We start from the raw sequence: 15,123 nt of genomic DNA, 5'->3' as shown, positions 1-15,123 counted from the left end.
TGGCATGCTGGCGACCGAGGGGTTGTGGTTCAGTTATCAGGAAGAGCCCATTCTGAAAGGGTTAACGCTCGATTTTTCGCGCCAGCCGGTCACCGGGCTGGTGGGGGCGAACGGCTGCGGGAAATCGACGCTGTTTATGAACCTGAGCGGTATTTTACGTCCGCAACAAGGCGCGGTGCTGTGGCAGGGAAAACCGCTGGATTACAGCAAGCGCGGGCTGCTTGCGCTGCGCCAGCAGGTCGCTACCGTGTTTCAGGATCCCGATCAGCAGATTTTCTATACCGATATCGACAGCGATATCGCCTTTGCCCTGCGCAACATTGGCGTGGCGGAAGCGGAGATTGCCCGACGCACCGATGATGCGCTGACGCTGGTGGATGCGCACTCTTTTCGCCATCAGCCGATTCAGTGCCTGAGCCACGGGCAGAAAAAGCGCGTCGCCATTGCCGGGGCGCTGGTCTTACAGGCGAAGTATCTGCTGCTGGATGAACCCACCGCCGGGCTGGATCCCTCGGGGCGCACCCAGATGATCGCGATCATTCAGCGGATTGCGGCGCAGGGGAATCATGTGGTGATCTCCAGCCATGATATTGATTTGATTTATGAGATTTGCGATGCGGTGTATGTTCTACGCCGCGGCGAAAGGCTGGCGTACGGCTCGCCGGGTGAGGTTTTTGCCCAAAAAGCACAGATCGAACAGGCGGGGTTAACGCAGCCCTGGCTGGTAAAACTGCATAGCGAACTGGGAATGCCGCTGTGTAAAAGTGAAGCCGAATTCTTTACCCGCATGCGGGAAACGTACATTAAGGAGGCGTCATGACGCTGGCGATTATGCTCCAGGGCACGGCATCAGACGTGGGTAAAAGCGTGCTGGTGGCGGGGCTGTGCCGCATCCTGTATCAGGATGGATTAAAGACCGCCCCCTTTAAATCGCAGAATATGGCGCTTAATTCGGGTATCACCCCGGACGGGCAAGAGATGGGGCGTGCGCAAATTTTTCAGGCGGAAGCGGCGGGGATCATCCCGGATGTGCGCATGAACCCGGTTCTGCTCAAACCCACCAGCGACCGTAAAGCGCAGGTGGTGCTGATGGGCAAAGTGGCGAGCGATATGGACGCCGTCAGCTATCACGACTACAAACCGCGTCTGCGCGAGCAGATTATCAGCGTCTACCAGAGCCTGAGTCGTGAATACGACGCCATTGTACTGGAAGGGGCGGGCAGCCCGGCCGAGATTAACCTGCGCGATCGCGATATCGTCAACATGGGCATGGCGGAGATGGCCGGCTGCCCGGTGGTGCTGGTAGCAGATATCGACAGGGGCGGCGTTTTCGCTGCGATTTATGGCACCCTTGCGCTGTTGCAGGAACATGAGCGCTGGCGCGTAAAAGGGGTCATCATTAATAAATTCCGCGGCGACGTGGCCCTGCTCACCCCCGGCATTAAACAGATTGAAGCCCTGACCGGGGTGCCAGTGCTGGGGGTGATGCCGTGGCTGGAGGTGGATTTAGAAGACGAAGATGGCGTGGCGCTGCAGCGTGGCAAATACCTGCGCACCGGCGAGCGGGCCATCGATATTGCCGTGGTGCAACTGCCACACATCTCTAATTTCACCGATTTTAACGCCCTCGCCGCGCAACCGGACGTGCGCGTGCACTATGTTCGCTCGCCACAAGAGCTGCACAATACCGATTTCATTATCCTCCCCGGTAGCAAAAACACGCTGGGGGATCTTGCCTGGCTACAGGAGAGCGGGCTGGCGCAGGCGGTTTTACAACAGCATCGCCAGGGCGTGCCCGTACTGGGGGTCTGTGGTGGTTACCAGATGCTCGGCGAAACCATTGTCGATGAGGTGGAATCAGGGCTGGGCACGCTGCCGGGGTTGGGGCTCCTCAATACCGTCACTCATTTTGCGCAGAACAAAACCACCACCCTGGTGACGGCCTCCGTGCAGGGCGTACTTCCCGGACTGCTGGCGGGCTGTGGGCATCTCCCCCTGCACGGCTATGAAATCCATATGGGTGAAACCACGCTGCATGAAGGGTGTCGTCCGATGTTGTGGCTGGAAAAAGAGGGGCAGAGCATCGCCGATGGTGCGGTCAGTGAAGACGGGCTGGTATTTGGCACCTATCTGCACGGGCTTTTTGACAGCAATGATTTTACCCGCACGTTGGTTAACACGTTGCGGGCGCGCAAAGGCTTGCCGCCGCTGGACAGTACGGTGGATTATGCCCACTACAAAGCGCAGCAGTTTGACCTGCTGGCAGATGCCATGCGCAAGAATATCGACATCGACAGGATCTATCAGATTATGCATCAACATCAGGAACGCGCATGTTAACGCTGGTTACGGGTGGGGCGCGCAGCGGCAAAAGCCGCCACGCTGAATCGCTGGTGGCAAATGCGAAGGGGGTTCTCTACATCGCCACTTCGCAAATCTTTGATGAGGAGATGGCGGCCCGCATTCAGCACCATCGGGATAGTCGCCCGGCGCACTGGCGCACCGAAGAGCGCTGGCAGGGGCTGGCCGATATCATCACTACGAACAACTCCCCGGACGAGGCCATTTTACTGGAGTGCATCACCACCATGGTGACCAATCTGTTGTTCGCGCAGGGTGGCGACAGCGACCCGGACGGCTGGGACTTTGCGCTGCTTGAAGCGCAGGTGCAGGAAGAGATCGAGCGGTTAATCGCCGCCTGTGAACGTTGCCCGGCGCCGGTGGTGCTGGTGACCAACGAAGTGGGAATGGGCATTGTGCCGGAAAACCGTCTGGCGCGGCATTTTCGCGATATCGCCGGGCGGGTGAATCAACGTCTGGCGCAGGCGGCGGATAACGTCTGGCTGGTGGTGTCGGGGATCGGAGTCAAAATCAAATGATCAGGTTGTTTTTTGCCACGCTGTCGTTTATCAGCCGTTTGCCAGTGCCATCCCGCCTGGTTCAGGGGCTGGAGGTGCAGGACTACGTGCGTGGTATTGTCACCTTTCCGTTTGTTGGCGTAGTACTTGGCGGTATCAGCGGTGGTGTATTTATGCTGCTCCAGCCCTGGTGCGGCGCGCCGCTGGCGGCCCTCTTTGCGGTTTTGGCGCTGGCGTTGCTGACCGGCGGCTTTCATCTCGATGGTTTTGCGGATACCTGCGATGGCGTCTTTTCTGCCCGCACACGCGAGCGGATGCTGGAAATCATGCGCGACAGCCGTCTGGGCACCCACGGTGGGCTGGCGCTGGTGTTTGTGCTGGTGGCGAAAATCCTTGTTATCAGCGAACTCTCTTTGCGCGGTCTTGCGGTTCCGGCGGCGTTGGCCGCGGCCTGTGCCGCCGGGCGCGGTTGCGCGGTGGTGATGATGTATGGTCATCGCTACGCCCGCGAGGAGGGGCTGGGTAATTTGTTTATCGGCAAGGTCACTTTCACGCAGACCGTTATCACGCTGGCGCTTGCGCTGCTGGTGGCGGTGGGGCTGGAAGGGGCACGCGGCCTGACGGCTGTGTTGATAACCGTGCTGGCGATTTTTCTGCTCGGCCTGATGCTTAAACGCACGCTGGGCGGGCAAACGGGCGACACCCTGGGTGCCGCCATTGAACTGGGTGAACTGGTCTTCCTTCTGGCGCTGCTTTGAGCGGTGCCTTACCACTACTGAGAATTCCTATGCAAACACTGACTTCGTTACTGGCAGCAATTCCCGCGCTCGATCAGGGTGCGATGGCGCAGGCGCAACAGCATATTGATGGGCTACTCAAGCCGCCCGGAAGCCTGGGGCGTCTGGAGTCGCTGGCGGTGCAGCTTGCCGGGATGCCGGGGTTAGGCGGCAAACCACAGTCCGGAAAGAAGGCCATTATCGTGATGTGCGCCGACCACGGCGTCTGGCACGAAGGGGTGGCGATTTCACCGCAAATTGTGACGGCTATTCAGGCGGCGAATATGACGCAGGGCACCACCGGTGTTTGCGTGCTGGCAGCGCAGGCCGGGGCGAAAGTGCATGTGCTGGATGTCGGTATCGACAGCGATCCGATTTCCGGCGTTATCAATATGAAAGTCGCGCGTGGCAGTAACAACATCGCCCAGGGGCCGGCAATGAGTACCGCGCAAGCGCAGGAACTGCTGCTGGAAACCATTCGCTATACCCGCGAACAGGCGGCTGATGGCGTGCAGCTTTTTGGCGTGGGCGAGCTGGGTATGGCGAACACCACACCAGCGGCGGCGATTGTCAGCGTGCTGACCGGGGAAGCGCCGGAGCTGGTTGTGGGCATTGGCGCAAATTTGCCTGAGTCGCAGCTTGGACATAAAGCGCAGGTGGTGCGTCGCGCCATTGAGGTTAACCAGCCTGATGCAAACAATGGGTTGGATGTGCTGGCGAAAGTCGGTGGTTTTGACCTGCTGGGGATGACGGGCGTGATGATCGGTGCCGCGTCATGCGGCCTGCCGGTGGTGCTGGATGGGTTCTTATCCTATGCCTCGGCGCTGGCGGCGTGCCGTATCGAGCCGAAAGTGAAGGATTATCTGATCCCGTCGCATCTTTCGGCGGAGAAAGGCGCGCGTATCGCCCTGCAAAACCTCGGTCTGGAGCCGTATCTCAATATGGGGATGCGTCTGGGTGAGGGCAGCGGCGCGGCATTAGCCATGCAACTGGTGGATGCCGCCTGCGCCATGCACAACAAGATGGGAACGCTGGCTAATAGCAATATTGTGTTGCCCGAAACGAAGTAACAAACCGCTCGAACGATTCGAACGATCCCCTCCCCTTAGGGGAGAGGGGATTTACCTTCCCGCCTGCATTACCTGCAACAACGTATCCAGCAGCCCAGGAAAACGGGCGTCCAGGTCTTCCCTGCGTAATGAAATCATATTCTCCCGCCCCTGCGGACGCTGCCAGACCACGCCGCTGTCGCGCAGCACGCGCCAGTGATGGGTCATGGTGGACTTTGCCACATCCTCCGGGCGCAACGCATTGCAACTCAACTCACTGCCATCGGCGAGCCGCTTGATCATCGCCAGACGCAAAGGGTTACCAAGGGCGAAAAGGACGTTTTCCAGCAATATTTGTTCGGTATCGGGGTGGTTCGCAATCATAGTTTTCCTGAGTCGGCGGTTGCTCTGCTCATCATGAGCAGCAGCCCGTATCGGCGGCTGGCCGGTAATATACCCGATGCGTACAGGCACGGCTATGCGCCATGCATCAGGACCAACAATCTCAATGATAGCGCAAAATTTAAAAATAGTACTAGAATACTCGTACAATTGGACTATTATAGTTTGCGAAACCTAACCGGCCATATCGGCCATTTATTGTCAAACTGACTAAGGACGCATCATGCCCCGACCCATCCCCCTCGAACGTTATCGCAACATCGGTATCTCCGCGCACATCGATGCCGGTAAAACGACAACCACAGAACGCATCCTGTTTTACACCGGGATGAGCCACAAACTGGGTGAAGTACACGATGGCGCGGCAACAACCGACTGGATGGAACAGGAGCAAGAGCGCGGGATTACCATTACGTCCGCGGCGGTAAGCTGCTTCTGGCCAGGTATGGACAGAGGTTATGAGCCGCATCGCATCAATATCATCGACACCCCAGGGCACGTGGATTTCACCATTGAAGTGGAACGATCCATGCGTGTACTGGATGGCGCAGTGATGGTTTATGACTCCGTTGGCGGCGTACAACCGCAGTCGGAAACCGTCTGGCGGCAGGCTAACAAATATCATGTGCCGCGCCTGGCGTTCGTCAACAAAATGGACCGCCCCGGCGCGGATTTCTTCCGCGTGGTGCAGATGATGATTGACCGCCTGAAAGCGAACCCGGTGCCGATTGTTATCCCTATCGGTGCGGAAGAGCATTTCACCGGTGTGGTGGACCTCATCAAAATGCGCGCTATTGTCTGGGACGACGCCACACAGGGTATGACCTTTAGCTATGCGCCTGTGCCGGATGATTTGCTGACCACCGCCCAGGAGTGGCGTGAAAAAATGGTCTCTGCGGCGGCCGAAGCCAGCGATGAGCTGATGGACAAATATCTGGAAACGGGCGATCTGGACGAAGCGGAAATCATCGCCGGGCTGCGTAAACGCACCGTGGCCGGGGAAATCCAGCCGATGCTGTGCGGTAGCGCCTTTAAAAACAAAGGTGTGCAGCGCATGCTCGACGCGGTGATTGAGCTGATGCCGTCGCCGCTGGATATTCCGGCGATTCAGGGCGTGGACGAAAAAGGCCAGCCTGCGGAACGTCATCCGAACGATGATGAGCCGTTCTCGGCTCTGGCGTTCAAACTGATGACCGACCCGTACGTGGGTCAACTGACCTTTATCCGTGTCTATTCCGGCGTGCTGAAAAAAGGCGACGCGGTATGGAACCCGGTGAAAGGTAAAAAAGAGCGTATTGGTCGTATCGTGCAGATGCATGCCAACGATCGCCATGAAGTCGACGAGCTGCGGGCGGGCGATATTGCCGCCTGTGTGGGGCTAAAAGATGTGACCACCGGCGACACCCTGAGCGATCCGGATGCGGTGATAACCCTGGAGCGCATGGAGTTTCCGGAGCCGGTGATTTCGCTGGCGATTGAGCCGAAAACCAAAGCGGACCAGGAAAAAATGGGTATCGCCTTACAGCGCCTGGCGTCTGAAGACCCGTCGTTCCGTCTGCACACTGACGAAGAGTCCGGGCAGACCATTATTTCCGGGATGGGTGAGTTACACCTGGAAATTATCGTCGACCGTATGAAACGTGAGTTTGGCGTGGAAGCGAATATTGGGCGTCCGCAGGTCACTTACCGCGAGACCCTGCGTAAAGCGGTGAAAGAGATTGAAGGGAAATTTGTGCGCCAGTCCGGCGGTAAAGGGCAGTACGGACATGTTGTGCTGAGCCTTGAACCGCTGGAGCCGGGCAGTGGCTTCGTGTTTGAAGATGCTACCAAAGGCGGCGTGGTGCCGCGCGAGTATATTCCGTCTGTGGAAAAAGGGCTGCGCGAAGCCATGAACAACGGCGTGCTGGCGGGTTATCCGGTGGTGGACGTAAAAGCGACCCTGACGTTTGGTTCGTATCACGACGTCGACTCCTCGGAAATGGCCTTCCGTATGGCGGCGATCTTCGGTTTTAAAGATGGCGCGCGCAAAGCGGACCCGGCGATCCTTGAGCCGATTATGCATGTGGAAGTGGAAACGCCGGAAGAGTACGCCGGGAATATCATGGGCGATCTCTCTTCCCGTCGCGGGATGGTGCAGGGCATGGAAGAGCGCTTCGGTAGCCAGATTATCCGCGCCGACGTGCCGCTGGCGGAGATGTTTGGTTACTCCACCACGCTGCGTTCCATGTCACAGGGCCGCGCGACCTACAGCATGGAGTTCCACCATTACGCGGAAGCCCCGCGCAATGTGGCGGACGATATCATTGCCAGTCGCGCCAAAGCGTAACCTGTTGGCTGTAACTCAAAACCCCGCTCCGGCGGGGTTTTTTATGGGCGTTGTCCTCCTCACCCTGACCCCGGACGTAGCCCCGATTAGCGAAGCGCCATCCGGGATATCTGCGATTCACAACCTCCCCGACTACACCCCACTTGCCACATACCCAACCCGGTAATTCTCGCAACCCGCCTGCGGCGCAGCGCCAGGATACACTTGCAACCCTTGCCAGCGGCTCACATCCCACGCGCAAAGTTGCCCCTCCAGCGCCAGGGTCGCCAGGTTACTGTGTGCAGTAATTGGCTGCTTTCTCATCGACAGCCAGGCAGCATTGCGCACCTCATCAATATCGGGAAGACGCAGCGCCAGCCAGGTATCAATCTGCGGCCAGCCAAAATCCTCTGTCAGCTTCTTAAAGCCGGGACTCTGTAAAAAACGCGCCATCGCTTCGGGATTTCTCCAGACATACAGCGGCGCATAGCGATTCTCAGCGCAATGCGCGTCCTCGCGCCGGGAAAAGAGATACGCCTTAACCAGCAGGCCAGGGAAGCCGTCCAGTTTCGCGCCGTTTTCCCGGATGCGCGCCTCAATCACCGCCATGTCGTAGTCGGCAGGCAAAGTAAAGCGGTATTGCATCACAATCATCACGCCTCCTCCGACAACAACTGACCCTGGCTGAAACTCCACTCATCGGCGGTATTAAACTGGATCATCACCATCACATCATCCGGGTGAATATTCAGCGCGCTTTGTAGCCGTTGGCAGAGTACGCGGCAGAGATTTTGCTTCTGCTCAGGCGTGCGGGGTTTCCCCGCGAGAATATGAAACTGAATGAAATTATCGCTGCGCCCGCCGCTTTTATAGTTGTGGTCAAACACGCGCTGGTTGACCGGTAGCGCTTCAAATACCTGAAAACGGTCACCGGACGGAACGGAAAATTCGTCCTCCAGCGTCTGCTGCAGGATGTCGGAAATCTGCGTGATCTGCGCGTCGCTATACCCCTGGCGCAGAGTGATACGGGTGAAGGGCATACGCTTACTCCTCTTCCAGAGAGCCGAGGGCAGATACTGCCGCAGGCCAGCCCGCGTAGAACGCCAGGTGGGTGAAGGCTTCGGCTATCTCTTCACGGCTCAGGCCATTTTGCCGTGCGAAATTAATATGCCAGGGAAGCTGCTGCACGCGGCCCAGCGCCGTCAGGGCACCCAGTGTGACCAGGCTGCGCTCGCGTGGAGAAAGCGCCTCCCGTTGCCAGATATCATTGAACAGCACGTCCTGACTCAGTTCAGCCAGCTTCGGCGCAACGCGGGCCAGGGTTTCACGATCGAGGGATTTAGCCATGGTTTTCTCTCCGTATTGACAGTAAAGCGATTCTGGCGCCATAGTTTCATCCTGAAAATCAAATTATATGCAATCCACCATCCCGTATTTCAGGACGATAATGGACAAACTTCCCTTAACGCTCGACCTCGACGCGCTGCGCAGTTTTGTAACCGGCATTGAATGCGGCAGCTTTGCGCTGGCGGCAAGCCGCTTGTGCCGCTCCACCTCGGCGGTAAGCGCACAGCTTAAAAAGCTGGAACAGCAGTGCGATGCCGAACTGGTGATGAAGCAGGGCCGCCACCTGGCATTAACCCGCAACGGCGAGATCCTGATGGGCTACGCCCGTCGTCTGCTGGCGCTCAATGACGAGGCGCAGCGGGCATTGAAAGGCGAGCTGCTACAGGGGGAGATCCGTATTGGTATGCAGGAAGACTTTGGCGAATCGCTGATGCCCGGCATTCTGGGCGAGTTCAGGCGCCACCATCCGGGGCTGCGGATCATCGCCCGGGTGGATCGCAATCAGGCGCTGCTCTCGGCGCTGGATGACAACGCGCTGGATATGGCACTTCTGTGGCAATCGGAAAACAGCCCGCGCGAGGGGAAACTTATCGGCCAGTGTCAGCTTGAGTGGATACAGCATCCGGAAACGGATATTAGCGCGCTGCTGGCACAGGGTGAGCCGTTGCCGCTGGTGATGTTTGACAACCCGTGCCTGATGCGCTCACGCGCCATCGCCTGCCTGGATCGGGCGGGTATTCCCTGGCGCGTGGTGTTTGTCAGCCACAGTCTGAGCGGTATCTGGGCAGCGGTGCAGGCGGGGCTCGGCATCACGCTACGCACGCGTGTCGGGATGCCCGTTCATCTTCGCGTAGCGGGAAGTACGCTGCCATCGCCGGGCAATCTGGGGATTATGCTGGCGCACGGGCACGGGCACGGGCACGGGAATGTGGCAGATACCGGTGCGCGAGCGAAGCTGGGGGAACTGATGGAAGCGGCGTTGTTGAATGTGAAATAAGCGGTTTCCCGCAGGTTAGTCAATTAATTTGATGCATTATGTTAAACAAACGATATTTATTCTCATCGGGTAATGCGTAGAGTAGTGAGCATCAAAGGCAGTGAGGTTATTTGCTGCCGACATATCCCTGAGAATAAGGACCCACGTCATGAAGAAGATTGGATTTTTGTCATTTGGTCACTGGACGCCGTCGCCGCAGTCGGGAACCCGTTCGGCCGCTGACGCGCTGCTGCAATCCATCGATCTGGCGGTTGCCGCCGAAGAACTCGGAGCCGATGGCGCTTATTTCAGGGTGCACCATTTTGCGCGCCAGTTAAGCTCGCCGTTTCCGCTGCTGGCGGCGATTGGGGCGAAAACGAGCAACATTGAAATTGGCACGGGCGTTATCGACATGCGCTACGAGAACCCGCTCTATATGGCAGAAGACGCGGGTGCGGCCGATTTGATCTCCGGTGGGCGTTTACAACTGGGCATCAGCCGCGGCTCCCCGGAACAGGTTATTGATGGCTGGCGCTACTTTGGCTACGTCCCGTCTGAGGGGGAAAACGAGTCAGATATGGCGCGTCGGCACACCGAAGTGCTGCTGGATGTGCTGCGCGGTGAAGGTTTCGCGAAACCCAATCCGCAGCCGATGTTCCCGAACCCGCCGGGCCTGCTGCGTCCTGAGCCATTTTCCGACGGGCTGCGTGAGCGTATCTGGTGGGGCGCAGGCTCTAACGCCACCGCAGTATGGGCGGCGAAGCTGGGGATGAACCTGCAAAGCTCGACGTTGAAAGATGATGAAACCGGCGAGCCGTTCCACATTCAGCAGGCAAAACAGATCCGCGCCTATCGAAAAGCCTGGGCGGAAGCGGGGCACACCCGTACGCCACGCGTTTCGGTCAGCCGCAGTATTTTTGCTCTGATGAACGATCAGGACCGGATGTATTTCGGCTCAGGCCGTGATGACAGCGATAAAGTCGGTTTCCTCGACGAGAAAACCCGCGCGATTTTCGGGCGCAGCTTTGCCGCCGAGCCGGACAAGCTTGTTGAGCAGTTGAAACAGGATGAGGCGATTGCCGAAGCGGACACCTTATTGCTGACGGTGCCGAATCAACTGGGTGTGGAATACAACGTGCATGTGATTGAGTCCATTCTGAAACATGTTGCTCCAGCGATGGGCTGGCGCGATTAAAAAGCAATAACGCCTCGCACTGTGCAAACAGGCGAGGCGTTACATTCACATCGCTTACGGCTGCGTTTGCGGTTGTAGCTGATAAATCCATGCGCTGAGCTGCTCACCATTTGTGGTGATGACGTCAACCTCAACGCGATCGTAGCCATCTTCAAATTCATCCAGCATTGGCCAGTGCGCCTCAAGATTATCCGAGGTAAACAGGTAACCCTGAACCTGCGGCCCGTTTTTGTGTAACACAATCCCCGGAAAATCCGCTGCTGCACCCCAGCCGCGTTCATAAAACGTGCCCGTCACATAACCCGGCAGCCATTCACCACCAATGTTTTCCAGAATATAAGCATTAGAGTGACCCGGACGTAGTGTCCCGTAGACAAACAAGCGTTCCATTTTCCCTCGTTAGCTGACGCAATATTGCCCCTCAATGGGGGAAGAAATGTCTTCAAAATAAGAGGTTATCACGTGCGTCGCAACCCGTTCTTCATCGCGTTTTATTATCACTCTGCGGCGCGACGTATCACCAGAACTGCCACCTCGGGTTATGTTCAACAAAATACTGGTCGAGATGTTCAGTGATATGGCTTTGTTCTTCCGGGATAGCCTGTAATCTCACCTGCACGACCTTTCCTTTGATTTTGAAAAACAGCGACAGCCCACTTTCATACGCCAAAAAACTGGAACCAACAAACTTCCAGACTTCGCCTTCAAAACGGGTGACTCCGTCGTAATCGACGAAGGTTTTCGCCACCTTATAATATTTACCGGCAACGAGGTGTGCGTAGGCTTGTTTGAGCTGGCGGGTGTCCATGTGGTGGGTTCCTTTGCTTGACGTTGGCAATAATAGGCGAGAAGAGAGGAATGATCATTGGCGAGGTCGAATAATAGGTTGTATGCGCAAAATGTCTGGATGTTATCCGGGAGCGAAGAATTGAGCAGAGCGTGCACCTCTGCCCCTTATTTATCGCCACCTTGCGCGGTGTCGGCGTGCAGATGCCAGGGACGGATATTGAAATATTTCAACCCTTGCCAAACTGCCTGACAATATCACCGCTCCGGGCAGCCATTTTATAACACGCCCAGTTGTTTCATCAGGGTCAGGTTATCTTCAAGATGCCAGTTCGCAATAATTTTATTGTTCCTGACCTGATAGATATCCGTCGCGATAAAATCAACCTTCTGGCCTTTACCTTTCAATTTGCCGAAGGTTCCCGTGAAATGCCCGCGAAAATGAAGGTGCGATACCACGCGATCGCCTGCAATGATCATCTGCTCAACCTCGCAACTCAGATCCGGGACGGCGGTACGGAAGGCACGTGAGGCCAGAAGCGCGCCTTCTGGTCCCTGTTTGCGCCCCTCGGGCGGTGTCTTATCGACAAAATTATCGGCCAATGCCTCACGGGCCAGGGCTTCATCGCCCGTATTCCAGAATGTTGCGTAACGTCTTGCGACAGTTTCAAGCATCGCCACGTGTGCGGAAGATAACTGGCTTTCCGCAATTAATTCATGGGGTTTTACCAGTTCAAGCGGTGCAGAAAACACAGCGCTGGCCATGGGAAGAAGCATAAGTGCCGCCAGTCGTTGAGGATAAAGCGTCAACTTTTTCATAAGAATGTCCTTTTTGTTGCCTAAGGGAAACAGGTGACTCGGGCGCATTTCAGCCGCCTGTGGGTGTAACGTCAGGATGAGTTAATCAGCGCGCCGCCTTCGATATCCAGTAGGGTTCCGGTAACAAACGGATTGTCCATAACAAACAGATAGCTTTTGCGATGTCCCTGGCCTGCATCCGCTTTCCGCTGTCCCGTCCTGCAAGGATTAGGCTTTCTCCCTGTTCAGCGAGAGCGCCAGCCACGGCAAAGCCAATGCCGGAAGCTCCGCCGATGATTACTGTTTTTTTCACCATCCTGTTACGTCTCGTCAGTTTTATAAAATGGGTAATCGGTATAGCCTGCGCTGTTTCCACCAAAAAGCGTGGCGGGATCGCTTATGGTCTCTAATGGAAGGTTATTCCTGAGCCGGTACGGCAGGTCAGGGTTGGCAATGTACGGACGGCCAAAGGCAAACAGGTCGGCCAGCCCCGCCTTAAGGAGTTTGTCCACTTTGTTCAGGGTATAATTTCCAGCGACAATAAGGGTACCGCTAAAGGTGGCGCGTAAAGTTTCACGAAAATCAGCAGGTACCTGTGGGGCATCGTCCCAGTCAGCCTCTGCCAGGTGGATATAGGCGATACCTTTCTTTTCACACCATGCAGCCAGCGCGAGGATCGCCTCAGTCACCTGCGGGTCGTTCATTCCGCGCTGGGTGATGAATGGGGAAAGGCGTATGCCCGTGCGCGTATTGCCGATGGCGTCGCTGATGGCATCCAGCACCTCCTGCGCAAAACGGATCCGGTTAGCCAGGCTGCCGCCGTACTCATCGGTACGTTTGTTCGATGTCCGGCGAAGAAACTGATCGATCAGGTAACCATTACCGCCATGTACCTCAACACCATCAAATCCGGCGTTAATGGCGTTTAATGCGGCCTGCCGATAATCAGCAATAATCTGCTGAATATCGGTATGCTCAAGTGCCCGCGGCTGCGGGCAGTCAACCATATGTCCTTTCCCCTGCTCATCAACAACCCATACCTGAGCATCGGGCGCGAGTGCAGACGGCGCGACAGGTTTACCATCCTCATGGAAACCCGCATATGACATGCGCCCAACGTGCCAGAGCTGGGAAAAGATAATCCCTCCGGCACGGTGAACGGCTTCTGTGCTCAATCGCCATCCTTCAACTTGTTCAGCGGAGTGCAGACCTGGCGTCCATGAGTATCCCTGGCCCTGAAGTGAAATCTGCGTGGCTTCGGTAATGATCAAACCCGCGCTGGCGCGCTGCTGGTAATACGCCGCCATTAATGCGGAAGGAATGTTTCCCGGCTGTAACGCCCGCGCCCGGGTCATTGGTGCCATTACGATCCGGTTTTTCAGGCTCAGAGCCTTTAAGTGGTAGCTGTCAAAAAGTGTCCGATTTTGCATTTTCTGTCCCCCGTAATGTATCTGTGAAAATACTTTACGTGGCGAGAGATATTTTGATAATGGCATTAAAATATGATTGTCTTTTCAGGATTTCTGAATAATGGGAAAGCTCGAAGATATGGCACTGCTGGTTGCAGTGGTGGAGGCTGGCGGGCTTTCAGCCGCTGGTCGCCGTATGGGGCTCTCAGCGGCCACCATGACCGCCAGACTAAAGGCGATTGAAGAGCGTTATCAGACCCGGCTATTCCACCGTTCCACCCGCGCCATTACGATGACCCGTGCCGGTGAGGAGTTCTATCACGCTGCACTACGTGTACTGGAGGAAATGAGCCACGCGGAGTCGCTGCTTACCCAAAAAGAAGGGGTGCTCAGCGGTAATATCCGCATTTCGGCCCCCTCTGATTTTGGCCGACAGTACCTCAGCCCGGCGCTGCTCGATTTTTCCCGCCAGCATCCGGCAGTGAAATGCTCGGTGTACCTGGGCGAAAATGTCGAAGATCTGGTCGCCAACCGTCTGGATATGAGCATTCGCTTCGGAAACCTGCCAGACAGCAGCCTGGTCGTCAGAAATATCCGCCCGAATCATAGGGTACTGGTCGCCTCAGCCAATTATCTCCGGGCGGCAGGCACACCCAATACCATTGAGGACTTACACCGCCACCGATGCCTGGCCCTGGAGCTGCGTGGCATGGTTATGAACGAATGGCGTTTTGAGCATGATGGTAAACAGAGCGCATTACGTTTTACCCCAGCCATGGTATGCGACGATGGTGCGCTTCTCCGCCAGTGGGTATTGGCTGATGCGGGTATTGCCAGCAAATCATGGTGGGATGTAAAGCGTGATGTGGAGCAGGGCAGGCTGCAACTGCTGTTTGCGGAAAGTTTCATTGGCTTTAGCCGTTTTGATAAAAAAAATGTCGGCCTGCAATTTGTCTATCCGCAGCGACGGCTGCAGCCGCTGCCGGTTACCGCCTTCACTCAGTTCTTCATTGACTGGCTGGAAAATGAGTAGAAGTCTATGACCTGCTGCTCGTTTTTTTTGTACGCCGTTGCGTTAGTGATATGCGCCCGAAAAAATCTGGACTTCACGCTATCGCTGATATCTCTCCGGTGCAGCCCGGATATGGAAACTGCGCCGCAATTTGATTATCTAATTCGTCAAAATCCTTTGAACCGTATAACCCATTTTCTACTATCGGAC

18 protein-coding genes are annotated in these 15,123 nt (G+C 56.4%); 9 read left to right on the top strand and 9 right to left on the bottom strand.

All coding sequences use genetic code 11. The annotated features are described in order from the left end of the window. Positions 1 to 4: 4 nt before the first annotated feature. Genes ABIB59_RS02440 through cobT form a run of 5 tightly spaced genes read left to right on the top strand, consistent with a single transcriptional unit; the run spans position 5 to position 4,704 of the window. Positions 5 to 820, top strand: coding sequence for an energy-coupling factor ABC transporter ATP-binding protein (locus ABIB59_RS02440; protein WP_041851888.1), 816 nt, complete (start codon positions 5 to 7; stop codon positions 818 to 820). Continuing rightward, positions 817 to 2,340, top strand: coding sequence for a cobyric acid synthase (locus ABIB59_RS02435; RefSeq protein WP_354033879.1), 1,524 nt, complete (start codon positions 817 to 819; stop codon positions 2,338 to 2,340). The genes ABIB59_RS02440 and ABIB59_RS02435 overlap by 4 nt, the downstream gene beginning before the upstream one ends. Beyond that, positions 2,334 to 2,879 (top strand): bifunctional adenosylcobinamide kinase/adenosylcobinamide-phosphate guanylyltransferase, encoded by a 546-nt coding sequence (gene cobU / locus ABIB59_RS02430; protein WP_108701009.1) that lies wholly within the window; start codon positions 2,334 to 2,336, stop codon positions 2,877 to 2,879. The genes ABIB59_RS02435 and cobU overlap by 7 nt, the downstream gene beginning before the upstream one ends. After that, entirely contained in the window at positions 2,876 to 3,616 is a 741-nt protein-coding gene (gene cobS / locus ABIB59_RS02425; RefSeq protein ID WP_354033877.1) for an adenosylcobinamide-GDP ribazoletransferase, read from the top strand. Before cobU ends, cobS begins: the two co-directional genes overlap by 4 nt. A gap of 29 nt (positions 3,617 to 3,645) precedes the next feature. Further along, complete coding sequence (gene cobT, locus ABIB59_RS02420) at positions 3,646 to 4,704, top strand: nicotinate-nucleotide--dimethylbenzimidazole phosphoribosyltransferase (RefSeq protein ID WP_354033875.1); 1,059 nt, start codon at positions 3,646 to 3,648, stop codon at positions 4,702 to 4,704. 51 nt (positions 4,705 to 4,755) lie between these two features. Here cobT and ABIB59_RS02415 read toward each other — a convergent pair whose 3' ends face one another. After that, a complete protein-coding gene (locus tag ABIB59_RS02415) occupies positions 4,756 to 5,067 on the bottom strand; it encodes an ArsR/SmtB family transcription factor (protein WP_041851883.1) in 312 nt (103 codons plus the stop codon). A 241-nt stretch (positions 5,068 to 5,308) separates the two neighbouring features. Between ABIB59_RS02415 and fusA the strand changes: the two genes are divergently transcribed. Continuing rightward, entirely contained in the window at positions 5,309 to 7,411 is a 2,103-nt protein-coding gene (gene fusA, locus ABIB59_RS02410) for an elongation factor G (protein WP_335255674.1), read from the top strand. 132 nt (positions 7,412 to 7,543) lie between these two features. Here fusA and ABIB59_RS02405 read toward each other — a convergent pair whose 3' ends face one another. From ABIB59_RS02405 to ABIB59_RS02395, 3 genes are read right to left on the bottom strand one after another with little or no spacing between them, the layout of a single operon-like run. Next, a complete protein-coding gene (locus ABIB59_RS02405; RefSeq protein ID WP_354033873.1) occupies positions 7,544 to 8,044 on the bottom strand; it encodes a DUF4865 family protein in 501 nt (166 codons plus the stop codon). Continuing rightward, entirely contained in the window at positions 8,044 to 8,430 is a 387-nt protein-coding gene (locus ABIB59_RS02400) for a tautomerase family protein (protein WP_354033871.1), read from the bottom strand. The genes ABIB59_RS02405 and ABIB59_RS02400 overlap by 1 nt, the downstream gene beginning before the upstream one ends. Before the next feature lie 4 nt (positions 8,431 to 8,434). Further along, positions 8,435 to 8,737 carry a carboxymuconolactone decarboxylase family protein gene (locus tag ABIB59_RS02395; protein ID WP_354033869.1) on the bottom strand — a complete coding sequence of 101 codons (303 nt, stop codon included), beginning with the start codon at positions 8,735 to 8,737 and terminating at the stop codon, positions 8,435 to 8,437. Between the two features lie 100 nt (positions 8,738 to 8,837). Here ABIB59_RS02395 and ABIB59_RS02390 point away from each other — a divergent pair, with 100 nt between their 5' ends. Next, on the top strand, positions 8,838 to 9,734 hold the full coding sequence (locus tag ABIB59_RS02390; protein WP_354033867.1) for a LysR substrate-binding domain-containing protein: 897 nt from the start codon (positions 8,838 to 8,840) through the stop codon (positions 9,732 to 9,734). Between the two features lie 148 nt (positions 9,735 to 9,882). Then, positions 9,883 to 10,908, top strand: a complete 1,026-nt coding sequence (locus tag ABIB59_RS02385; RefSeq protein WP_354033865.1) for an LLM class flavin-dependent oxidoreductase — start codon at positions 9,883 to 9,885, stop codon at positions 10,906 to 10,908. A gap of 54 nt (positions 10,909 to 10,962) precedes the next feature. Here ABIB59_RS02385 and ABIB59_RS02380 read toward each other — a convergent pair whose 3' ends face one another. The 5 genes from ABIB59_RS02380 to ABIB59_RS02360 form a co-directional block, all read right to left on the bottom strand. Next, a complete protein-coding gene (locus tag ABIB59_RS02380) occupies positions 10,963 to 11,298 on the bottom strand; it encodes a gamma-glutamylcyclotransferase family protein (RefSeq protein WP_041851877.1) in 336 nt (111 codons plus the stop codon). Positions 11,299 to 11,425: 127 nt separating this feature from the next. Further along, positions 11,426 to 11,716 carry a DUF3601 domain-containing protein gene (locus ABIB59_RS02375; RefSeq protein WP_041851876.1) on the bottom strand — a complete coding sequence of 97 codons (291 nt, stop codon included), beginning with the start codon at positions 11,714 to 11,716 and terminating at the stop codon, positions 11,426 to 11,428. Positions 11,717 to 11,973: 257 nt separating this feature from the next. Continuing rightward, complete coding sequence (locus ABIB59_RS02370; protein WP_110294682.1) at positions 11,974 to 12,513, bottom strand: ester cyclase; 540 nt, start codon at positions 12,511 to 12,513, stop codon at positions 11,974 to 11,976. Between the two features lie 85 nt (positions 12,514 to 12,598). Beyond that, positions 12,599 to 12,808 carry a hypothetical protein gene (locus ABIB59_RS02365; protein ID WP_041851874.1) on the bottom strand — a complete coding sequence of 70 codons (210 nt, stop codon included), beginning with the start codon at positions 12,806 to 12,808 and terminating at the stop codon, positions 12,599 to 12,601. A 4-nt stretch (positions 12,809 to 12,812) separates the two neighbouring features. Continuing rightward, positions 12,813 to 13,922, bottom strand: coding sequence for an alkene reductase (locus ABIB59_RS02360; protein ID WP_354033862.1), 1,110 nt, complete (start codon positions 13,920 to 13,922; stop codon positions 12,813 to 12,815). Between the two features lie 100 nt (positions 13,923 to 14,022). On the opposite strand from ABIB59_RS02360, the gene ABIB59_RS02355 reads away from it, so the two are divergent. Further along, positions 14,023 to 14,934 carry a LysR family transcriptional regulator gene (locus ABIB59_RS02355; RefSeq protein WP_108701018.1) on the top strand — a complete coding sequence of 304 codons (912 nt, stop codon included), beginning with the start codon at positions 14,023 to 14,025 and terminating at the stop codon, positions 14,932 to 14,934. Positions 14,935 to 15,123: the final 189 nt, after the last annotated feature.

It is taken from the genome of Citrobacter sp. UYEF32, from assembly GCF_040546205.1.
GTDB lineage: Bacteria > Pseudomonadota > Gammaproteobacteria > Enterobacterales > Enterobacteriaceae > Phytobacter > Phytobacter diazotrophicus.
The sequence above is the reverse complement of the archived record's forward strand: the minus strand, read 5'-3'. Positions and strand labels throughout refer to the sequence as shown.